Origin of the sequence: Haloechinothrix salitolerans, from assembly GCF_042662605.1 — a bacterium.
In the GTDB taxonomy this organism is placed as follows: Bacteria; Actinomycetota; Actinomycetes; order Mycobacteriales; family Pseudonocardiaceae; genus Haloechinothrix_A; species Haloechinothrix_A salitolerans.
The window spans coordinates 4,829,440-4,850,990 of sequence record NZ_JBHSXX010000001.1 but is presented as its reverse complement, the minus strand read 5'-3'; the positions used below and the strand labels follow the sequence as shown (position 1 = coordinate 4,850,990).

The 21,551-nt window shown below is 67.5% G+C and carries 21 protein-coding genes; 13 read left to right on the top strand and 8 right to left on the bottom strand.

Annotated features, from left to right (window positions below; all coding sequences use genetic code 11):
- Positions 1-31: 31 nt before the first annotated feature.
- Positions 32-1,576, top strand: coding sequence for a recombinase family protein (locus tag ACFQGD_RS22985; RefSeq protein ID WP_345394034.1), 1,545 nt, complete (start codon positions 32-34; stop codon positions 1,574-1,576).
- Between the two features lie 96 nt (positions 1,577-1,672).
- Here the strand turns inward: ACFQGD_RS22985 and ACFQGD_RS22980 are convergent, their stop codons facing one another.
- From ACFQGD_RS22980 to ACFQGD_RS22945, 8 genes are all read right to left on the bottom strand, one after another.
- Positions 1,673-2,077, bottom strand: coding sequence for a helix-turn-helix domain-containing protein (locus ACFQGD_RS22980; RefSeq protein ID WP_345394031.1), 405 nt, complete (start codon positions 2,075-2,077; stop codon positions 1,673-1,675).
- 174 nt (positions 2,078-2,251) lie between these two features.
- Complete coding sequence (locus ACFQGD_RS22975; RefSeq protein ID WP_345394028.1) at positions 2,252-3,073, bottom strand: replication-relaxation family protein; 822 nt, start codon at positions 3,071-3,073, stop codon at positions 2,252-2,254.
- 35 nt (positions 3,074-3,108) lie between these two features.
- On the bottom strand, positions 3,109-4,740 hold the full coding sequence (locus ACFQGD_RS22970) for a type IV secretory system conjugative DNA transfer family protein (protein WP_345394025.1): 1,632 nt from the start codon (positions 4,738-4,740) through the stop codon (positions 3,109-3,111).
- Complete coding sequence (locus ACFQGD_RS22965; RefSeq protein WP_345394022.1) at positions 4,727-6,100, bottom strand: hypothetical protein; 1,374 nt, start codon at positions 6,098-6,100, stop codon at positions 4,727-4,729. The genes ACFQGD_RS22970 and ACFQGD_RS22965 overlap by 14 nt, the downstream gene beginning before the upstream one ends.
- A 239-nt stretch (positions 6,101-6,339) precedes the next feature.
- Positions 6,340-7,332, bottom strand: a complete 993-nt coding sequence (locus tag ACFQGD_RS22960; RefSeq protein ID WP_345394019.1) for a DUF2637 domain-containing protein — start codon at positions 7,330-7,332, stop codon at positions 6,340-6,342.
- On the bottom strand, positions 7,329-7,898 hold the full coding sequence (locus tag ACFQGD_RS22955; protein WP_345394016.1) for a hypothetical protein: 570 nt from the start codon (positions 7,896-7,898) through the stop codon (positions 7,329-7,331). Before ACFQGD_RS22955 ends, ACFQGD_RS22960 begins: the two co-directional genes overlap by 4 nt.
- 661 nt (positions 7,899-8,559) lie before the next feature.
- On the bottom strand, positions 8,560-8,772 hold the full coding sequence (locus ACFQGD_RS22950; protein WP_345394014.1) for a DUF397 domain-containing protein: 213 nt from the start codon (positions 8,770-8,772) through the stop codon (positions 8,560-8,562).
- A gap of 14 nt (positions 8,773-8,786) precedes the next feature.
- Complete coding sequence (locus tag ACFQGD_RS22945) at positions 8,787-9,641, bottom strand: helix-turn-helix domain-containing protein (protein ID WP_345394011.1); 855 nt, start codon at positions 9,639-9,641, stop codon at positions 8,787-8,789.
- A gap of 691 nt (positions 9,642-10,332) precedes the next feature.
- Between ACFQGD_RS22945 and ACFQGD_RS22940 the strand changes: the two genes are divergently transcribed.
- The 12 genes from ACFQGD_RS22940 (at position 10,333) to ACFQGD_RS22885 (ending at position 21,449) form a co-directional block, all read left to right on the top strand.
- A complete protein-coding gene (locus tag ACFQGD_RS22940) occupies positions 10,333-10,827 on the top strand; it encodes a hypothetical protein (protein WP_345394008.1) in 495 nt (164 codons plus the stop codon).
- Entirely contained in the window at positions 10,824-11,429 is a 606-nt protein-coding gene (locus ACFQGD_RS22935) for an RNA polymerase sigma factor (RefSeq protein ID WP_345394005.1), read from the top strand. The genes ACFQGD_RS22940 and ACFQGD_RS22935 overlap by 4 nt, the downstream gene beginning before the upstream one ends.
- Before the next feature lie 14 nt (positions 11,430-11,443).
- On the top strand, positions 11,444-11,683 hold the full coding sequence (locus ACFQGD_RS22930) for a hypothetical protein (RefSeq protein ID WP_345394002.1): 240 nt from the start codon (positions 11,444-11,446) through the stop codon (positions 11,681-11,683).
- Positions 11,684-11,818: 135 nt separating this feature from the next.
- Positions 11,819-12,172: a putative ATP-grasp-modified RiPP gene (tgmA, locus tag ACFQGD_RS22925; protein WP_345393999.1), complete on the top strand. Its 354-nt coding sequence runs from the start codon at positions 11,819-11,821 to the stop codon at positions 12,170-12,172.
- Complete coding sequence (gene tgmB, locus ACFQGD_RS22920; RefSeq protein ID WP_345393996.1) at positions 12,169-13,131, top strand: ATP-grasp ribosomal peptide maturase; 963 nt, start codon at positions 12,169-12,171, stop codon at positions 13,129-13,131. Before tgmA ends, tgmB begins: the two co-directional genes overlap by 4 nt.
- Positions 13,128-14,279 carry an ATP-grasp peptide maturase system methyltransferase gene (gene tgmC, locus ACFQGD_RS22915; RefSeq protein WP_345393993.1) on the top strand — a complete coding sequence of 384 codons (1,152 nt, stop codon included), beginning with the start codon at positions 13,128-13,130 and terminating at the stop codon, positions 14,277-14,279. The genes tgmB and tgmC overlap by 4 nt, the downstream gene beginning before the upstream one ends.
- Before the next feature lie 255 nt (positions 14,280-14,534).
- Positions 14,535-15,740 carry a cysteine desulfurase family protein gene (locus ACFQGD_RS22910; protein ID WP_345393990.1) on the top strand — a complete coding sequence of 402 codons (1,206 nt, stop codon included), beginning with the start codon at positions 14,535-14,537 and terminating at the stop codon, positions 15,738-15,740.
- Positions 15,741-15,745: 5 nt separating this feature from the next.
- Positions 15,746-16,837, top strand: coding sequence for a tRNA 2-thiouridine(34) synthase MnmA (gene mnmA, locus ACFQGD_RS22905; protein WP_345394396.1), 1,092 nt, complete (start codon positions 15,746-15,748; stop codon positions 16,835-16,837).
- A gap of 48 nt (positions 16,838-16,885) precedes the next feature.
- A complete protein-coding gene (locus tag ACFQGD_RS22900) occupies positions 16,886-17,920 on the top strand; it encodes a uroporphyrinogen decarboxylase/cobalamine-independent methonine synthase family protein (protein ID WP_345393987.1) in 1,035 nt (344 codons plus the stop codon).
- Positions 17,921-18,046: 126 nt separating this feature from the next.
- Positions 18,047-18,730 (top strand): hypothetical protein, encoded by a 684-nt coding sequence (locus tag ACFQGD_RS22895; protein ID WP_345393984.1) that lies wholly within the window; start codon positions 18,047-18,049, stop codon positions 18,728-18,730.
- 9 nt (positions 18,731-18,739) lie between these two features.
- Positions 18,740-20,857 carry an NAD-dependent DNA ligase LigA gene (gene ligA / locus ACFQGD_RS22890; RefSeq protein WP_345393981.1) on the top strand — a complete coding sequence of 706 codons (2,118 nt, stop codon included), beginning with the start codon at positions 18,740-18,742 and terminating at the stop codon, positions 20,855-20,857.
- Positions 20,850-21,449 carry a GNAT family N-acetyltransferase gene (locus ACFQGD_RS22885; protein WP_345393978.1) on the top strand — a complete coding sequence of 200 codons (600 nt, stop codon included), beginning with the start codon at positions 20,850-20,852 and terminating at the stop codon, positions 21,447-21,449. Before ligA ends, ACFQGD_RS22885 begins: the two co-directional genes overlap by 8 nt.
- Positions 21,450-21,551 lie beyond the last annotated feature (102 nt).

The window sequence follows — 21,551 nt, the reverse complement described above, 5'->3', positions numbered from 1 at the left end:
ACCCAACATTTGCGGTCGTACCGTGGGTGTCATGAACCGCAAACGCGATGTTACCGCAGGTCAGAGCGCCGACCGGCCGCCCGTGCTGGACTCCTACGGCCGGTTGTCACGGGTGCCGGAGACGGGCGAGCTTGAGAAGATCGACGTCCAGTGGGCCGACAACCGCAAGGTTGTCGATCGGGTTGGGGCGGCCCTGGGTGAGGAGCTGCAAGACGGGCTGTCGGCGTGGAAGCGTGGCGTCCGCCGTCCGGGGTGGGAACGGCTGTTGGAGCGGGTGGAGTCGGGCGAGTCGGACGGGATCGTGGTCTGGCACACCGACCGCCTTTTCCGGCAGCCGCGCGACTTGGAAAAGCTGATCGAGCTGGGTGAACGCGGGTTCAAGGTCTACTCCGCTCACGGTGAGCGGGACTTGGCGGACCCGGATGACCGGTTCATTCTGCGGATCGAGGTAGCGCACGCGGCCCGGTCGTCGGATGACACGTCCCGGCGGATCAAGCGCCGGTTCGCTACGTTCCGGGACCAGGGACGCCAGACGGGCGGGCCGCGCCGGTTCGGCTTCCCCGGCAAGGACGCGACGTGGAAGCCCGGCCCGGATGAGACCAAGGCCGATCAACCGATGGTGCCTATGGAGTTGGTAGAGCGCGAGCGGCAGGCCATCCGGGATGCGGCCGAAGCGATCTTGACCGGAACGTCGGTGCGGGAGATCGCGCGGCAATGGAACAAGGCGGGGTTGCGTACGGCGGCCGGGCGGGAATGGGTTCAGGTCACGGTGCGGGAGACGCTGAAACGCAAGTCGTTGGGCGGGATCATCGAGCACGACGGCAAGCCGGTGGGCCGCTTGCCGGGTGACCCGATCCTGAAACAGCGCACGTTTGAGCGGCTGCAAGCGTTGTTTGCCGGACGCAAGCGCGGCCGGGTGGTCGGTGAGCGCTACGTGGGGACTGGGATTCTGCGGTGTGGGGTGTGCAACACGAAGCTGTCCGCCCACGCGCAGAGCGACAAGAACACCTACCCGGACGGCACTCCACGGGCGACGTACTTCTGTAACAAGGACCGGCGCGGGTGCGGCCGGGTGTATGCCGACGTGCGCGCCGTGGATCACGAGTTGCGCGTGTTCACGCTCCGGCGGCTGTCGGACTCGCGGCACGCGGCGGCCATTTCCGCCGCGCGGTCGAAGGTCGCGGAACGCCTGGCGGAGGTCAATGACGAGATCGCACGGTGTGAGGCGCTGCAACGCGCGTTGTCGGAGCGGTTGGGCGCGCGACAGATGACCCTGGATAGCTTCGACGCGGCGAACGAACCGCTTGCCGCTGATCTTGCCCGGCTGACGGCTGAGCGGCTGTCGTTGTCCGGGGGCAACCCGGAGGGGCCGACCGAGGCTCAGAGCGTGGAAGAGCTGGACGAACAGTGGAAGGCGGGCGGCTACGCCGAGAAGCGCGCCATGCTGTTGTCCGCGTTGGGTCGGGACCGGCTGGTGATCGACCGCTACCAGCGCAACGGCAAGCGCGCGTTCGACAAGTCCCGGTTGCGGCTGATCGAGGCAGCGGCCCCGGCCCCGCTGGCGGACGCGGGGTGACCCGCCCGAGCCCGCCCAGACAGCCCACAACCGCCGTGAGGGGTGTTCCCCGGCCCAGTGCCGGAGAACACCCCTCACGTGTGTTGTCAGCCCGTGCTACGCGGCCCGTGGCCGCTCGGACGCCGGAGGGTCGTCCGGGCGTTCGCGGTGCTTGTCGATACGGCGGAGCACAGTCGCCACCGTGGCTATCTGGTCAGCGGTCATCGGTGGCATGGCCGCACAGATCAGCCCCCAGTACTCCCACGAGTTGTCCGCGCCGGACGGCCCCGTGAAGTCGCGAGGCTGGACGTTCAACGCGGCGGCAAGCGTAACCAGGTGCGCGGCTGGTGGTGTTGCGGTCCCTTCTTCATAGGCGGTGATCGTGTCGGCGGGTAGTCCAGTCCGGTCGCCCAGTGCTACGCGGGTGTACCCGTACAGGTCCCGGTAGGCACGAAGACGGCCGGGCGAGAACACCCCCGGCCCGTCCCCTGTGGACTCCTCATCGGCAGCAGGATCGGACACCGGGGTGAGGTGACGGCGGGCACTCGGCGCACGACGTGAGCGAATCTGAGCGGATGCGTGGTGTGGTGGCCGGGGTGGCATCGCGGCGGCTCCTCTCGGCAAGGTCGGCAGGATCGGCAGGCGTGGGTTCGTCTGGCGGCCCTCCTCTCCGCGTGCGGTTGGCGGCACGGGTGCTCAGGCCGCGCGGGGGCGCGCGGCCGGTTGGGGTAGGTCGATCAGGCGTCGGCGTTCACGGGCAGCGACGGGCAGCCAGACCGGCCCGGCGGGGCTGGCGTCGGCGTAGTCGGTGGCGGCGGTGCTGGCGACCGACAGCCCGGACAGTTCCCGATACCGCCCGGACGCCACACGGTGGAAATTGTTTTGTCGTTTCACCTCCGAGAACACGAACAGAATCGGATGGTTGATATCGGCCATCGCAAGATTTCGGTATCCCTCAAATTTTCCGATCAACCTTTCCAGCGTCTCCGTTCCGTTGTCGTACTCAACAAAGAAACTCACACTACGCGTGTCTCCCTGCCACTTCCCGTAGCCGTCCGGGCGGACTATTTCACCCACTGATTCTGCAATTTTCCGTTCAGGCCACCAATCGACTAGGACGTTTTCACGGTGATTGTTCGCATCATGGTAAAGGCGGGTGAAAAAGTCGTTGATTCCCAACAGGTGGTCAAGTCGCGGGGATTCCGCGAGTGACAGAATTGTTTCGGTGATACGTGACGGGCGCGGTATGGGGTGGCCCGTTCGCGCGGCGTGCATCATCACGCCGAGCATTCCCAGCGTGTAGCGCCACGACTGGGAGCCCTGCGGCAGGCACCGACGGAACCGGGCCAGCACGCCCCGCGCGGTCAACCGCGCGAGACGGTGTTGCGCGGTGATCGGGCTGGTGAACGCCACGCGGGTGAGCTGCTCGGTGGTGAGTACGCGGTGCTCGGCGAGCAGGCGCACCAGCAGCCGGTCCCGGTCGGTGAGGTGACGCTGTGCGTCGATGGCCTCAGCCACGCTGCCAGGGGTGATTGTGATGGTGGAGCGAGTGGCTACAGAAGCCAGTCGGGTTCGCGCCACGATTCCTCCTCAGAGTGCTGACCAGCGGAAAGACCCCAGTCGGGGGCGGCATCTCCCCCGGCAGCCCTTACGGTGCCGCCGGAGATGCCAGGGGAGTTGCTGGGCGAGGTGCCGGGGGAGATGCCTCGCTCCTGCGGCGTGGACCGGTCAGACTGGCGAAGCTCGGTCACACCGGGTTTGGAGTCCACCTTGCGCGCCATGCCGGTGACGTCCCGCTCACCGCGCGGCAACCCGGTCCGGCTCCTGGCGGCGGCCCGCAACGCCTCCGCGCGACCGGGGACGGCCGGAGGTAGCGGTTCGGTGGCGAGAGTGAACGGCGGGGAGTCGTGTCCGTGGTGGACGATCCGGGCCACGACCTCGAACGCGCCCCGCCGGGACAAATCCATCTCGGTGAAATACGGTGCCACATGCCGCACGAGTTTGGAAGCGTCATCCGGGGACACCGTGAACACAATCTTGTTGCGGGCGTTCGCGTTCACCGCGTCCCGCACCTCGACCGGCAGTTGCGCCAAATGCTGATGCGCCAGCACCAGCGAAATACGATAACCGCGCGCTTCCGCCAAGGTGTCGTCCACGCCGATCGGCAAATGCAGGAAATTGTGACACTCGTCCACCACGATTGTCGCGTCCCGTCGCTGTTCCGGCGGCAATGCGGAACGGCGAATGGCGTGGGACCACAACCCGGACAGCAACAGCGACCCAACGAGCCGGGCGGTGTTCTCCCCGATTTCTCCTTTCGCCAATCGGGCGATGAGGATTCCGCCGTCCAACACGTCGGTGGGGTTGATCGTGGACCGGGCCGCGCCGAGCAGGTCACGGGCGAACCGCCGCGACAGCACCCCGCGCAACCGGGACAGGATCGGCCCACACAGTTGGGCGCGCTGCCCGACCGACAGTTGATCGAAGCCGTCCCAGAACCCGTCCAACCCGTCCGGCTCGCCGTACTCGGCCAGCAGGTCCCGCCGCCATCCCGGTTGGGTCAGCACGGTGATCACCTCGGCCAGCGTGGAGCCCGGCCGCCGCGCCAGCGTAAGAGAGGCCGCGCGCATCACGTCGTCCATGCGCGGCCCCCACCAGGCGGCATACAGCCGCCGGAACACGCCGACCACGTTTTCGGCCGCCCACTCCCGCCCCGCGCTTGCAGTGCGTGCGCCCGGCACGGGAGCGAGCACGTTCCACGCCGGGGGTGCCTCGGTTTCCGCCGGGTCCAGAATGATCAGGCGGTCGCCGCAGCGGGCCGGAAGCCGGTCCAGCACGTTGCGGGCAAGGTCACCCTGGCAGTCCAGCAGCGCGACACCGCGCCCGGCTTCCGCTTCGGCCAGCACATGATTCGCCAGCCACGTGGACTTGCCGGAGCCGGTCACGCCCTGCACGTGGACGTGATGCCGAGCGTCGGCTACCTCCATGCCGATCACGTCGCCCGAGTCGTCCCAGTTGGACACCCCGAGCGGCTTCGGGTGTTGGCGGGCAGGGTGTTCGGCCGGGGTCAGCCGCAACCGGCGCGGCCCCCGGCGCGGTTCCCCGTGTTCGTGCCCGTGTGTTCGGTCGGGACGCGGGTTCGGCCCGCTGGTGGACCGACGAATGATGGGGTCAGGCTGCCTCATCGCGAGTTCCTTCCTGATCGGTGGGCGGGTGAGGATTGGAGCGGCGCAGTGTCCGGCGAACGTGCGGCAGGTCCCGCCCCGCCGGGCGAATGCGGGTCACGGTGTCGGCCATGCCGTACTGGGTGGGTTCTTCCGGTAGGTGCCACAGCGCGGCCAGCTCGCCCACGGTGGCGGCGAAGGTGTACCGGGCACGGGCGGGGCGTCGCCCGTCCAGCCGAGAACCGGCGTGGCGGGTGGTGTGCGTGCGCAGCGAGGCCAGCGGGGCGGCCAGGTCGAACGCGCCCGCCAGCACCGACAGCGCCCGGCGGTGCGTCCGCCGCGTGCCCGGCCCGGCGTAGGCGACGCGCAGCGTGGCTCGCAGGTGCGGCCCGTGGCCTTGCTTGACCGTGATCGCCTTGCGCCGCGCTTCGGCCACCGGGTCCTCGTCGGGCCGGTCGGCACCGTGCGGACGCACCGTCGGCCCGCCCGCACGCGCCCCGGAGGGGCCGGGCAGGAACAGGTCCACCACGGCCAGCGCCGCCCGTACCGGCAGGGCCAGCACGCCCAGCAGCCCGCGCGCCCACCACGACGACGGCCCCCTCCGCCCGCCCGAGGTGGTCCGGCGTTCCGGGGTGACGACGAGTTGCACGCACGCCCGCTCACCCGAACCCAACCGGGACAGCGCAGCCAGCGCGCCGCGCAACGGGTCCGCCTCCCCGACGTCCACCGGCCGCACGGCGCGGGGGCTGGGGTCGATCAGCGGCACCCACGGCCCACCCTGTGGGTAGACCTCCGCCGCCGACACCCGCACACGCGGACTGTCCGGATCAACCGTCCACAAAGGAGGCTGAGCGTTGGCGCGGACCCGTGCGCCGGGCCATACGTGGGTAATGGCGTCCGCGACTGGTCCCACAGCCAGCGCGGGCGGCACCCACACCCCGGCCCGCACCCTGCCCGCGTCAGAGACGAACTCCACGGCGAGCTGACGTGGTGCCAGCCCGCGCCGCCGAGTGCGGTGCAGCATCCCCGCCAACGCGTGCCACAGCGCCGCCGCCGCATCGCGGGGCATCGACGCGGGCGGAACGATCTCCACCCACCGCGACGACGCCACCGCGTCTCGGCGTGCCCGCCGCACCGCCAGCGCCAGCAGCGCGCCAGTGGTCAGCGCCAACGCGGCGGCCACCGCCAGCAGCGGCCACCACACTTGCAGCCACCGCCACAGCGTGAACGCCAGCGCTGACAGCCAGCCGTTCGCCGTGGACGGATCGCAGATGAACGACCCGACCGGCGACCCCGCGTCCACACAGGACGAACCCGGACCTGGCGTCGGGGTCAGTGGTGGTGCCGCCACCAGGTATGTGCTAAAGTCGTTGTCTAGCATAGGAAAACTCCTCATCATCGGGGTTTTGCGCGCAGCACGGCTCACGCCGTGACCGAACAACCGCTTCACTGGTCGTTCGCGCACGCGCACTCGGTCAATCTTCAGTTCTCACCCTGTCTCGACTGTCCTGCATGGACAGTCACGCCGTCACCGGGACGGCGGGCCGCGTTCCCGGTTCTCCCGTGACCGCCGGGGCCGTCTCGGCGGGCGGCCCGGCGCGGCAGCGTTGGTTACGGGTGTCATGCGGCGGCCCTGCCCGACTCGACCGGCCTGGCCGCGCGTCCGGTATCACGGTTGGCTTCCTGTGTGTCGCGGTAACTCTCGACCGCCGTCACGCCACCGCCGGAACCACTTGCCGGAGTCTCGTTCGACTCGGTTGTCTCGGTGGCCACCGTCGAGACCGGCCCCGCGGTGATCGGTTCCGCGGCCCGACTCTCGTCCACAGTGGAACGATTCTCGGAGGTGTCGGAAGTTGCGGGAATCCGGCCGGTTCGTCGCCAGCGGGCCAGCACCGCGCGCCCGTAGTCGCGGGTACCCGCGATCCGGTCCAGCTCCGCGCCCGTGAGCGTCCGCCCCTGCGCGAGAGCGCACCGGTAGTGCTCCCACATCACCCGTTGCGCCTCACCCCGCCGCACCCGCCGACCCGACAACGCGGTCTCGTCCGGGCCGGACACGGAGTCGAGCCGTCCAGCACCCACGGCGGCCGGGGTGTCGGTGCCGGGCGAGACGGTCTCGCCGGTCCCGGCCCCGAGATCGAGAACGCGGGAGTCTCCCGGTTCTCCCGTGACAAGAGGTTGGGTCTCGGTGCGAGTGTCGCGGGTGGCCGAGTGGATCAGGATTTCCACCGACAGCAGCAACGCCAGCGGCGGCCACCCGGCCACCAGCACCGGAGCCCAGTCCCAGCGGCCGGCCGCCGCGACGTTCGCCGCGAGCGAGACCACCACGCCGGCCACGAACGCCACCCGCACCACGACGCGCACCCACGGCCGCGCCACCGTCAGCGCCGGGTCCAGCAGCGCCAGGCTCGCCAGCACCAACAACCCGTCCACACTCAGCGGCCACACCGCCGCCGCGATCCCACGCGCACCATGCGCCAGGGCGAACGCCCACTGATGGTCATACGACACGTACGCGGCCACCGCCGCGACCACCCCGGCCGCGCCGCGTTGCAGCCACACCCGCCATCGTGTCCCACGGCCACGAGCGCGCACCGCGTCCGGCAGGCTGGTCACCGACCCGCCCCGGCACCATCGAGCACCGCCAAGCGGGCCATGACGCGAATCGTGACGCCCTCCGGCGCGTCCGCCCACACCGCGCGCTCGGACGCCAAGTGTCCGGCGCAGACGCGGCGCTGATGCCCGGACGGATAGTCGATCACCGCCACCGCGCGGTGGTCGCAGTGCCGCCGCTGGTGCTTGGCGGGCCGGTAGCCCCGGCACTTCGGCACCCGGCACCGCCACTGACCGGCCCGCCACACCAGGGTGTCCCCGTGCTCCCGGCACCCGCGTACCGGCATCGAGCACAACCGCGTGTCCCCGGCCAGCTCTGCCTCTTGCACCCGGACCGTCCACTGCCGTTGCTCCGAGCGCTCCTCATGCGGAACGGCCATCAGCAGCGCCGCTGTCTCCACCGGCACGCCGTGCGCGATCAGCGATTCCGCCAACCGGTACCCGGTCTCCCGGCCCCGCAACCGCTCCGCCCGCCGAATCTCCGGCGGCATCTGCTCCTCCGGCGCGAACCCACGCGGCCACGCCGCATCGTTGCGCACATCCACATCCGTGTAACCACGCTTGATCATGACCTAATCTCCTGTCCGAGTTCTGATCTCGTCACCGCCCGCGTCCACTCGGGACACCCGGCGGTCTGGTTCCCCTTGCACCCCCTAACTCCGAAAAACGGCCCACTTTTCCAGGCCCGAAACCAAAACGTGATAAAGAAAGTGGTGGCATGACGTGACGGCGCGTGCACCCTCGGACACTTGCGCAAGGCCAAGCGCAACAAATCTCAGGACGGCACACGCGCGCCCGAGGGGCAACGACGGATCGACAGGGGCGGCGCTGCATAAGAGGGCACGCGCAACACGCCCGGTCTGCCCGGCACCACGCACGTTGCCGGGACCTCGACTCCAGGCGTCCCTACGACGGGGACCCGCCCGGCCGGTCAACCGTGCAACGCCTGCCAGCGGTAAGCCGAACGAGTTGCTAACCTCGCAACCTGTCCGGTTGCCACTGGCAGGACTTTCAAGCTGGCACACCCACATCACAGTACGCAAGTCAATGTGATCTTAATCACACTATGTCCAACCGGCGTCCCCTTGACAGGACTGGGCGACAGCGCTACGCGGTAGCTCGGGTGACGTGAGCGATCTTTCAAGTGCCACGCAGGGGCGCAACAAACCCAAACGGGGGCCGTTCCTGGAACGGCCCCCGTTAAATAACCTCGGTCAACAAGGAAAGCGATCAGCTTGGAAGATCGAATTCGCCCGCCTTGGCTCCCTTGACGAACGCCGACCATTCATCCGGCGTGAACCGGAACGGCGGCTCGTCCGGATTCTTGGAGTCGCGAACGAGAACGCCAATGCCGTCAATAATGCGGCACTCTACGCATTGGTCATTTCCTCCACCGCTGAACGACGACTTGAACCAGCCGGTGTCACGCGCAGGTTTCGGCATCTCAGTTTCTCCTCTTAGCTTGATTCAAAGTATCTCCTCGTTTCCTCCGGCGAGAGTGCCAACTCTCGCAGTTTGTTGAACGCTCGCAACAGTCGCTCGGTGTCCGTCGCCTTGTCGAAATAGGTAGAAGGACCGTAAACGACAGGAAGGAAACCAACTGGTCGGAGAACTTCGCCAAACCTGAGCATGGACAGCCCGCCGTGTTGCGCTGGATTGTCTTTGGCCGTCGCGGGCACGATGCGGACGGTCATATTGGCGTATTTGTCTATTACTTGCAGAACATGTTCACACTGCTTGCGCATTACTTCGGCGTTGCCGACCTCGGCGGTTAGCGCGTCGTCAGTGAACATGATCTCTACTTGCTTTTTCTTCTCAGCCTCAAAGACCAGCCGCTGACGTTCAATGCGAAACGCCACGCGCTTGGAACGCTCGTCGCCCGACTCGTCCCACCAGATCCCTTCGGAAGCACTCATTAATGCGTCGATGTATTCGGGCGACTGAATCAGGTATGGGTAGATACCTTTCTCATATATCCAGATATCTTTCGCCATCGCTTCAAGCCATGCGACCCGGCGATATGACCCCTCCACGAGATCGGTGTAGGGACTATCGGTAGGGCGCTTACGCGCCTCGACACCCAGCGCCAGGATCTCTTTGCGGCGAGTCGGCGACGCTTCGAGGTAGTCCACAAGCGCTTCCAGTTCTTCCGCAAGAAGCGTCGCCTTGCCATCCAGGACCTTGATGAGACGCGCACGATCCTTGCCCGCTGCTTCCGCCGCGCCGTCCAAGGTCTTCTTGGAGTCCGCGCGCAACTGCTTCAGCGCCTCACCAAGGAACACGCGCGGAATCGTCTGGACTGCCTCGGCCACCTGATCACCCTCTCTGTCACGCCCACTCACATGCGCACGTAGCAGCGTGTCAACGCTGCCCCATGAAGTTCACCTGATCAGGGGTATGTCATCGGACACATGTTTCCCATAAGGTCAGGGACACATGTTTCCCACGGACACATGTTTCCCGTGAACCTAGCAGGCGGAGGTTGTGGCTCATGGCTCCCCAGGGTAGAGCGCAGGGCGGTGTACCTGGCTCGGATGGGTCGCGAAGGCGCCCCCTGGCAGGCTCGACCTGCGGCGCAGAAGCACCGTCAGGGGGCGCACCCGGCCCCCTGCTCCCGCTGTATGTCTGGGCTCAGGTGGCCGCGTTCATGGTCGGTGAGGCACTGGACCCGGACGGCGTCTCGGTGCCACAGTCAGAGGCTTTGGCCTGGTTGGACGCCGTGGAAAGTCTGGCGGACCCGACGTTGGACGGGGTTCCGGCTATCCAGACAGCCCGTCTGCTGATCCCGGATCCAGCGGCGGCCCGTCAGGCCCTCTCGGTCCCGGTCGTACCCGCTCAGGCGCTCTCGGACCGCTCGGCGTCATCCGGTCTGGTCGGGGGTGGGTCGTGACCGCGTTCGACGTTCTACTCACGGTGGGTGGTGTCCTGCTGGTGCTCGGCCAACTGGTGTACGCGGTGACGCGCGGCAAGCCGTCCCGTGATCATGGGGAGCGGTGATCAGGCATGGTTTCGTCTTTGGTGCTCATCGGCGCGATTCTCGTTGCCGTTCTCGCCGGATTCTACGGCGGCTTGCTGTGGACAGCGCGCCCCTTTCGCAGCGCTCGAAGTAACTACGATTCGCATTTCTCCGCGTCCGCCGTCATCGAACGAGTCAACGCCGAGTACGAGAGCGAGGACCAAGGGGACTACCCCGTGGCCGATGCCCCGGAATGGCTGGATGAGGATTCCGGCGAGTCGGAACCTGATCCGGTTGAGCGAACTGAACGCATCGTTCCGGTAGATGTTCAGCTCTACGGCGGTGCCCACGACTCGAACCCTGGCCTGTTTCGCTACAACCTGTCCGTCCCGTCCCCGGCGCGTGTGCCGGACGCGGAGCGCACTACCGAACTCCCCGTGGTCGGGCCGCTGGTCCCCGACGCCCGGCCCGGCCACGGGGTACCACCCATGCGCGAACGGTCCACCGGCAGGCACGCACTCATAGAGGGTGGGCGCAGATGACCGGCGGACCGAGAGACTTGCTACGGCTGAACTGCGGGCACCTGTTCGAGCTGCACCAGTGGAAGGCTCGACGATTCGCGCTCCGGTACGTAGACCCGCACGAGGCGGACGACATTGTGAGCGAGTCATTCGCACGGATATTCGGCGTGATGCAGCGCGGCAAAGGGCCGACCGATGACGGGTTCTGGTCCTACCTATGTACGACGATTCGCAACGAGTGCGCGAGCCGGGCTCGGCGTCGGGCGCTGGAGGACCGAACCGTGAACGACTACATGGCTACCGTCGCGCGGAATCAAGGGGCGTATGCCGCTGACGTGGTGGCGTCCTATACGACGGAATCGGCGTTGACAAACGCGTTCGACCGGTTGCCCGGCCGGTACCGCCTGGTGCTGATTCTCACCGTGGCGGAAGGCCAGTCCTGCGCGGAAGCGGGCGTGACACTGAACCTCGGTGCCAACGCGGTTGCGGCGTTGGCCTACCGCGCACGAAAGCACCTTCGGGCGCTCATTGACGAAGAAATGGGCTCGCTTGAGACGAGCCCTGAATGGGCGATTCGGCAAGAACGGTTTGCACATCAAGTAGCTAGTTCGATTGCAGCATGAAAGGGAAACGGGAAATGTTCACTCATCAAGGAATCGCGGTCAGCGCGTGGGTCAATCTGGACTCGTCATGTTCCATTAAGCCAGACGTGTACGGGGAAGAACTTCAAATCGAGTTCGGGTCACGTGGCGGCTCGTTGGGCATGGTCATCACGGAAGACATGGTGGACAGGCTGGCCGTGGTGTTCGCGGAGGCGAAAGCGCGGTTCCGTGAACTGGACATCGAAGCCGAACAGCAAGAACTGATGACAGCGTGAGGTTACGCGAGACCGGAGCCGCGCCGAACAGCCAGGCAATCCCTTGTGGCGGCGCGGCCACGGTCCCTACGATGTACTAACAGTGCCCGATCGAACACGCAACGTGTTCGACAATAAGGAAAGGAAACAAGGGTAATGACGACAACGGAAGCGATGCGTTTCTATGATGACCCGCTCGCCCCGGTGAGCGCGCAATTCCCGTTGACTCGGCCGGGTCTGGCGACGGTGGACAACACCGAAACCCCGTCCGCGCCGGACACGCGCCCGTTCGGCCTGCGGCACGTCCGCGCGATGCCGGAGCCGGTTGTTCCGGCGTACGAGTACAGCCACGATCAGCAGGTGTCGGTTTCCGACGATGGCAGCGAAACCCCGATGGTGAAGCTGTCTCCGAACATGGAATGGTCGTCCATCACCGACAACGACGGCGACGAGGGGCCGTCCGAGGACTGGGGAAATGACTTCGCCCCGGATTACCCGGTGCAGGTATGACAGTCCTTATCTTCGCTCAGGATTTCGACCGGAGCGCGGATCAGGTTGTGCTCAAACTCAATGAGCGCAGCGTGCCGGTGTTGCGGATCGACACGAGTTGGTTCCCGCAACAGCTCACCGTGGACGCCGAGTTGGACGGCGGACGGTGGGTCGGGGAACTGCGGACCCCGCACCGGTCGGTGGCGCTGGAATCGCTCCGCTCGGCCTGGTATCGGAGCCCTACGGCGTTCGAGTTCCCCGAGGGCATGAGCCGGGCCGAGCGCGAGCACGCCAACCGGGAAGCTAAGTTGGGTTTCGGTGGGGTGCTCTCGTCTTTGCCGTTGTGTTGGGTCAACCATCCGAACCGGGCGGCCGATGCGGTGTACAAGCCGTTGCAACTCGCCGTTGCTGCCCGGTGCGGACTCACCGTGTCACGCACGCTGATTTCCAACGATCCCGACGCCGTTCAACGGTTCGCCAAGGACAGCAAGACTGGTGTCATCAACAAGGCGTTGGGTACCAGTCGGGTTTTGGAGGAAGGCGTTCGGAAGATCGGTTTCACTCGGCGGCTCACCGACGAGGATTTGTCCGACCTTCGCGGAATCAACGTGACCCTTCACCAGATTCAGGATTGGGTGGAGAAGGACCACGAAGCACGCGTGGTGGTCATCGGTGACAAGATGTTCGCCGTTGGCATCTACGCGGGCAGCGAGGCCAGTCACATCGATTGGCGGTCGGACCACGACGCCTTGTCCTATGGTGTTCTGGCCGTGCCGTCAGACGTGGAAAAGGGACTACGGGCGTTCATGGCCGAGTTCCGTATCACGTATTCGGCGTTCGATTTCGTTATTACCCCGTCCGGGGAATGGGTTCTTTTGGAGTCCAACCCTGGCGGGCAATACGGGTGGCTGGAATCCCGGACCGGTGTTCCGCTCACGGACACGCTGGTGGACCTTCTCGCGCAAGGCGAACCGACGTGACCGACCAGTGGCAGGCCCGCGCGGAAGCCCTGGCCGACAAGCTGACCGCAGACGGTGACCTGCACACGGCGGAATGGCGGGCCGCCGTGTGCGGCGTGCCGCGTCACGAGTTGGTTCCCCGGTACTACGAACAGGAGGGCACAACGTATCGACTGGTCACGCCCGACGATGATGCATCGCGCCGGGCATGGCTTGACCGGGTGTACTCGGACACCACGTTGATTACCGCCGTCGTGGCCGACTCATCCGGCCGTCAGGTTCCGGTGTCGTCCAGCACGAAACCGGACCTCATGGTTCGGATGCTGGAAGCGCTGGACGTGCGCGACGGACACCGGGTGTTGGAGGTCGGCACCGGCACCGGGTACAACGCGGCGTTGCTGTCACACCGGCTCGGGGCGGATCGGGTGTTCTCGATCGACCTTCGGCCCGAACTGGTGGACGCGGCGGCCGAGCGGCTCGCCACGATGGGATACCGGCCCGTTCTCCGTGCCGTGGACGGAAGCGGGGGGCTGCCCGAGCACGCGCCGTATGACCGGATCATCGCAACCTGTTCGGTGGCAGCCATTCCCCCGGAATGGATCGAACAGACCGCGCCTGGTGGTCTCATCCTGGTGGACGTGGAAGGCCAGTTGAGCGCGGGCAACCTCGTTCTACTGCGACGGGGTGACGAACCGGTGGCGGAAGGGAAGTTCCTCGACTGGTACGGGCGGTTCATGGCGCTACGGCACGACGCGGCCAGCGTCGGGCACGCCTGGCCCACCGTGGACCGGTCGCAAGGTGAGGAACGGACCTCGACCGTGAACCCGGTGGAGCTAGACGGCGGGTTTCGGTTCCTGGCTCAGTTCCGGCTACCACCGGGAACGCTGCACACCCTCACGGTTGACGACGGCACGCCTACCGCAACGTGTCTGACCAACCGGGACGGGTCGTGGTCCTCGGTGGACCGGGCGGCCGACGAGTCGGGGCGGTACCGGGTGCGCTCGGCAGGGCCGCGTGACCTGTGGGCCGACGTGGAACACGCGTACGACGAGTGGCGGGCGATGGGTGCCCCCGTCTGGCACCGGTTCGGCCTGACAGCCACGCCTACCACACAACGTGTGTGGCTGGACAGTCCTGACAGCCCACACGCGTGGAACCTCGACACCTGACGGGACGGGATCTGACACGGCGCGGCCGGGGCACAGCGACAGCCCCGGCCGCGCCGTCGTTGTTCGGGGCGTGGCACCCTACGCGTCCGGCCCGTTAGAACGGACCCGCAGGTCACGAGTGTGTAACCAAATGCCGGTTCCCCTTCGCCGCGTTCGGTGCAGTGAAAGCGTCGTTCGCCGCGCCCAGCGCAGGGAAGGCGTCATTCAGCGCACCACGCACCGGCGTCTGGTCGTCCCGGTTACCCTTGAATGGCGATGACCTACCTTGACCACGCGGCGACGACACCGATGTCGCCACGCGCCATTGCGGCGATGACCGAGGCGCTGTCGGACACCGGCAACGCCTCGTCGCTGCATTCCTCGGGCAGGCGCTCGCGGCGCAGGGTGGAGGAGGCCCGCGAGGCCATCGCCGAGGCACTGGGCGCGCGGCCGTCCGAGGTGCTGTTCACCGGTGGGGGCACCGAAAGCGACAACATCGCCGTCAAGGGCATCTACTGGGCACGCCGTAAGGCCGACCCCGCCCGCACCAGGGTGCTGGTGTCGTCCGTGGAGCATCACGCCGTGCTGGACAGCGTCGAGTGGCTCGCCGAGCACGCGGGCGCCGAGATCACCTGGCTGCCGGTGGACACAACCGGCCAGGTGCTGCCGGAGGCCGTCCGCGCCGCGATCGAGACCAACCCGGACGACGTGGCGCTTGCCACCGTCATGTGGGCGAACAACGAGGTCGGCACCGTCAATCGCATCGCGGACATCGCGGAGGTCTGCGCGGAGTTCGACGTCCCGCTGCACACCGACGCGGTGCAGGCCGTTGGCGCGGTCGACATCGATTTCGCCGCCAGCGGGGCGAGCGCGCTCACACTGACCGGCCACAAGCTCGGTGGCCCGTACGGTGTCGGCGCGCTGCTGTTGGCCCGCGACGTCGAGTGCACCCCGTTGTTGCACGGCGGTGGGCAGGAGCGCGACGTGCGGTCAGGCACCCTCGACGTCCCCGGTGTGCACGCCTTCGCGACCGCGGTTCAGGAGGCCACCACCGACATCGCAGGGCGTGTCGCCGATCTGAGCGCCCTGCGGAACGCGCTGGTGAACGGGGTGCTGGAGCAGGTGGACGACGCCGTCCTCAACGGTGCGCCGCTCGACAGCGACCAGCGGCTCGCGGGCAACGCCCACTTCAGCTTCCCCGGCTGCGAGGGCGACAGCCTGCTGATGCTGCTCGACGCCAAGGGAATCGAGTGTTCCACCGGCTCGGCCTGCACCGCGGGGGTGGCGCAGCCCAGCCACGTGCTGCTCGCGATGGGTGTCGATGAGTCCTCCGCGCGCGGGTCGCTGCGGTTCTCGCTCGGCCACACCTCGACCAAGGAAGACGTCGACGCGTTGCTCGCGGAGATCGGCGGGGTCGTCGCACGCGCCCGCAAGGCGGGCCTGACCGGGAAGCAGAGCGACGCCGTGGGGGTACGCGCATGACGAAGCTGAAGGTGCTCGCCGCGATGAGCGGCGGTGTGGACTCCGCCGTCGCGGCGGCGCGGGCGGTTGATGCTGGCCACGACGTCGTCGGGGTGCACCTGGCGTTGTCGGCCAAGCCGGGCACGCTGCGCACTGGTGCGCGGGGGTGCTGCACGATCGAGGACTCCCGTGACGCACGCCGGGTCGCTGACCTGCTCGGCATTCCGTTCTACGTGTGGGACTTCGCGGAGCGGTTCCGCGAGGACGTCATCGAGACGTTCGTCGGCGAGTACGCGGCGGGCAGGACACCGAACCCGTGCGTGACGTGCAACGAGAAGATCAAGTTCGAGGCGTTGCTCGAGAAGGCGATGGCGCTCGGCTTCGACGCGGTCGCCACGGGCCACTACGCGCGGCTGACGATGGTCGACGGCGTGCCTGAGCTGCGACGTAGCGCTGACGGGGGCAAGGACCAGTCCTACGTGCTCGCGTCGCTGACGCCGGAACAGTTGCGGCATTCGATGTTCCCGCTGGGCGACTCGGAGAAGTCCGAGGTGCGTGCCGAGGCGGAACGTCGTGGGCTGATGGTGGCAGGCAAGCCGGACAGTCACGACATCTGCTTCATTCCCGACGGCGACACCAAGGGTTTCCTTGAGTCACGGCTCGGCTCGCGGCCGGGTCAGCTCGTGGACGACGAGACCGGCGCGGTGCTGGGTGAGCACACCGGCGTGCACGGCTTCACCGTCGGCCAGCGCAAGGGACTCGGCATCGAGGCGCCCGCGCCGGATGGCCGTCCTCGGTACGTGCTCAGCCTTGAGCCGGTGTCCGGCACCGTCACGGTCGGCTCGGGGGACAAGCTGGGCGTGACGTCGATCGACGCCGACCGTCCGGTGTGGCCGAGCGAGCGATCGCTCGACGGCCCCACCGAGTGCGTGGTGCAGGTCCGTGCCCACGGTGGCACCGCTCCCGCGGTCGCGGAGTGCGTGGACGACGGCGTCCGAGTGCGGCTTCGGGAGCCGCTGAAGGGCGTCGCGCCGGGGCAGACGATCGTGCTCTACAGGGAGGACTCCGGCGGCGACCTGGTGCTTGGCGCGGCGAAGATCGCGTCGACCGCGGCGTGAGGGCGTGCCCACCGCGCTACCTCCGGCCACACGCGAGACACTAGAGGCATGCCTGAGTTTCCCTGGCCGGTGACAGCGGCGACCGGTATCGGTTCGATGCCGGGCACGGACAGCGCGGACGCCGCCGCGACCGTGTTCGGTGAGCTGCCCGAGTTTCCTCATGTGCCTGAGCTGCCCGACCGCGGCTTCGGTGCCGACCTGATCGGCAGGAGCGCGGCGCTGCTCGTGGACCTTGCGGTCGAGTCGGTGCCGACCGGGTATCGGGTGACGTCGCGCCCGGGCCGCGAGCACCGTCGCGCCCAGGACCTGCATCGCTGGGACCTCGACGCCATCGAGCGCGCCGCACACACGGCGGGTAGTCCTAAGGTGATCAAGACGCAGGTGGCGGGGCCGTGGTCGCTCGCGGCAGGCATCGAGCTGCCGCGTGGCCACCGGGTGCTCACCGACCACGGCGCGGTGCGCGAGTTCAGCCAGTCGCTCATCGAGGGCGTCACGACGCACGTCAAGGAGCTGGCCGCGCGCACCGGCTCGGCGATCGTGGTGCAGCTCGACGAGCCGACGCTGCCAGACGTGCTAGCGGGCACGCTGCCGACGGCGTCGGGATACGGCACGGTGCCGTCGGTACCGGAACCGGAGGCGCAGTCGCTACTTACGTCAGTGATCGACGGCTGCGCGAACGCGACCGGCACGCCTGTGATCGTGCATTGCTGCGCGCGCCGTCCGCCGATCGGTCTGATGGCGGGTGCGGGTGCCGGTGCCATCGCGATCGACGCGACGCTGCTCGACGGCGCGCCGGCGACCACATTGGACGCGATCGGTGAGGCATGGGACAGCGGCCTGGCGTTCCTGCTCGGGCTGGTTCCCGCGATCAACCCGGCGGAGCGGGTCGAGCTGCATGGTCTCGCCGAGCCCGCGTTGCGGCTGGTGGACCGCATAGGTTTCAGCCGGACGATCCTGCGTGATCAGGCCGTCCCGACGCCAACCTGCGGCCTCGCGGGTGCCAGCGACACGTGGTTGCGCCGCGCGCTCGCACTCACCCGCGATCTCGGTCACGCCTTCGCGGAGCCCCCGGAGTCCTGGTAACCACCCCGTCGTGTCCCCCGTTCTCGACGTCGTGTCCCCCGCTCCGGACGCCATGTTCCTCGCTACTGACATGACTTCGTCCGTTCCGCCCACGGCTGACGTCGCCAGCGCGTACGGTGGGCGGTCATGGGATGGTTCCGACGGTTCCGGCGACCCGAGATCATCGACGAGCGCCCGGGGGATCCTGAGCAGGCCGCGAGGGAGTTCTGGCGGCGCTGGCAAGAGCTGCTGACCGACATCAGCGCCGCGCTGGGTGACCGTGAGCCGCAGCGATTCGAGCACGACTTGACCGAAGCCGTCGCCGCGATGCACCCGGACCTGCAGTTCTCTGTCGATCGCGGGCAACGTGCGATCTATGCGCTCGTGGTCACGGGCCAGGAGGACCCCGCCCTGCGGCCTTTCACCGATGCCTGGCTCGCCGCGGCCCCGCCGGAGGACGCCATTTGGGAGTACCACGATTCGGTGCCACCAGTGCCCGACCCGAGTGAGGTCACGGTCAACCTAGGCGCGCACCGGATCGCGCTCGCCGACGTCCGGATCGTCGCGCAGGTCGATGAGCCGAGCGGCACCGTCGACGTCGCCGTCCACCACCCCGACCTGGTCGAGCTGGAGCCTCGCGACCGGGAGGCACTGACGTTTCTACCACTGGACGCGACGCTGGGAGAGCGGCTGGCCGCGCGGTGGCTGGGCAGGGTCGAGACGGCGGACAACACCCCTGAGAACGCCATCACGCTGCTGGACCTGCGTGACCTGGTGCACCGTCTTGATGAGGGCGGTACGGGGGAAGAGGATGTCGGTGGTGCTGGCTAACCTGGTGTCGTGAGCGAGGAAGTTGAGGCTGTAACGGCCGAGGGGGTCGAGAACGTTCCCGCCGACGTGCGGGAGCGCCATGCCGAGCTGGCCGAGGAGATCCAGGTCCACCAGTTCCGGTACTACGTGGAGACGCCGACCATCTCCGATGCCGAGTTCGACGCCATGATGGCTGAACTCGAGCGCATCGAGAAGGAGTATCCGGCGCTGGTCACCCCGGATTCGCCGACGCAGCGGGTCGGCGGCACGTACTCCACCGAGTTCGAGACGTACGACCATCTCGAACGCATGCTCAGCCTGGACAACACCTTCGACTCGGACGAGCTCAGCGCGTGGCTCGATCGGGTGGAGCGCGAGGTTGGCTCCGGCGTGCACTACCTGTGCGAGCTCAAGATCGACGGCCTCGCGATCAACTTGCTCTACGAGAAGGGGCGCCTCACTAGGGCGCTGACCAGGGGCGATGGTCGAACCGGCGAGGACGTCACGTTCAACGTCCGCACTATGGACGACGTGCCGCTACGGCTCACCGAGAGCGACAAGTTCCTCGTTCCGGATGTCCTTGAGGTTCGTGGTGAGGTGTTCTTCCGCGTCGACGACTTCGTGGAGCTGAACGCGAAACTAGTCGAAGCGGGCAAACCGCCGTTCGCGAACCCGCGTAACACGGCCGCTGGATCGCTGCGGCAGAAGGACCCGAGGATCACCGCGAGCAGGCCGCTGCGGCTGATCTGTCACGGCATCGGGCGGCGGGACGGCTTCGAGCCGCAGCGCCAGTCGGAGGCGTACGAGGCGTTGGCGGCCTGGGGGTTGCCGGTCTCGCCGCACACCAAGGTCCTCGCCACGCGCGACGAGTTGTTCGAGCACATCGCCTACTGGGATGACCGTCGGCACGACGCGCAACACGAGATCGACGGCATCGTTATCAAGATCGACGAGGTGCCGTTGCAGCGCAGGCTCGGTTCGACGTCGCGAGCGCCGCGCTGGGCCATCGCGTACAAGTACGCACCTGAAGAGGCGATGACGACGCTGCTGGACATTCGCGTCAACGTCGGCCGGACTGGTCGGGTCACGCCATTCGCGGTGATGGAGCCGGTCAAGGTCGCCGGGTCCACGGTTGCCATGGCGACGCTGCACAACGCGAACGAGGTCAAGCGCAAAGGCGTGTTGATCGGCGATCGCGTGGTGATTCGCAAGGCGGGCGATGTCATTCCCGAGGTGTTGGGGCCGGTGGTGGACATCCGCACCGGCGAGGAGCGCGAGTTCGTCATGCCCACCGAGTGTCCGGAGTGCGGCACTACGCTGCGCTACGAGAAGGAGGGCGACGCCGACATCCGGTGCCCGAACACCCAGTACTGTCCGGCGCAGCGGCGCGAGCGGCTGTTCCACATCGGCAGCAGGGGTGCGTTCGACATCGAGGGGCTCGGTTACGAGGCCGCGTCGGCGCTGGTGAATTCCGAGGCGATTGGTGACGAGGGTGACCTGTTCGATCTTGATGCCGAGACGCTGAAGACGGTCGAACTGTTCCGCACCAAGGCAGGCGAGTTGTCGGCCAACGGCGAGCGGTTGCTTGCCAACCTGCACGACGCCAAGAACCGTCCACTCTGGAAGGTCCTTGTCGGCTTGTCGATACGCCATGTCGGGCCGACCGCGGCGCAGGCATTGGCGCGCGAGTTCGGCTCCATACCGGAGATCGAGAAGGCCGACGAGGAAGAACTGGCCAATGTGGATGGTGTCGGTCCCGCGATCGCGCGTGCGGTCAAGGAATGGTTCGCCGTCGACTGGCATCGCGAGGTCGTGCGCAAGTGGGCGGAGTCCGGGGTGCGGATGGCCGACGAACGGGACGAGTCCATCCCGCGCCACCTGGAGGGTTTGTCGATTGTGGTGACCGGTTCGCTGCCCACCTTCTCCCGCGATGAGGCTAAGGAAGCCATCATGGCTCGTGGCGGCAAAGCCGCGGGGTCGGTGTCGAAGAAGACCGCATTCGTCGTGGTGGGCGACGCGCCAGGGTCGAAGTATGACAAGGCCGTCTCGCTCAAGGTGCCGGTACTTGACGAGGATGGCTTCCGCGTGCTGCTCGACCAGGGACCGGAAGCCGCGCGGAAGGTCGCGGAGGTGGCGGAGGATGCGTGAGGACTGCTCGCAGGTCCGAACCGTAGACGCTGAGGACTGCTCGCAGGTCCGAACCGTAGACGCTGAGGACTGCTCGCAGGTCCGAACTGTTGGCGCTGACATCTCGGTCCGGTCCGCGCGCCGCGATGAGGTGGAAGCCACCGCTGAGATCGCCGTCGCGGCCTATCGAGCTGAGGGGCTGCTTGACGACGACAGCCACTACGAGCCGGTCTTGCGCGACGCGGCGAGCCGGTATGAGCAGGCAGAACTGCTGGTCGCGGTCGACGGTGACGACACCATTCTCGGTACGGTGACGGTCGCGCCGAGCGGGACGCCGATGTCGCAGATCGCTCGGGACGGCGAGCTGGAGTTCCGGATGCTGTCGACGTCGGTCGCCGCGCGCGGCAGGGGTGTTGGTGAGCTGCTGACTCGGGCCGTCATCGACCGGGCGCGTGAGCTTGGCTGCCACAGGGTGGTGCTCTGCGTCATCGATGAGAACGCCAAGGCCATTCGGCTCTACCACAGACTTGGCTTCGTTCGCCTGCCCGAACGAGACTGGCAACCGGCCCCTGGTGTGCAGCTGGTCGCGTTCGGTCTCGACGTTGGCGGTTGATGCGACGACGCCCCCGCCGCAGGGTGCGCGGCAGGGGCGTCGTTTTGTGCGCGGGGAGCGCGTCCAGCCGGGGTGGGCTGGATCGGTGCCCGGTCAGCTCGC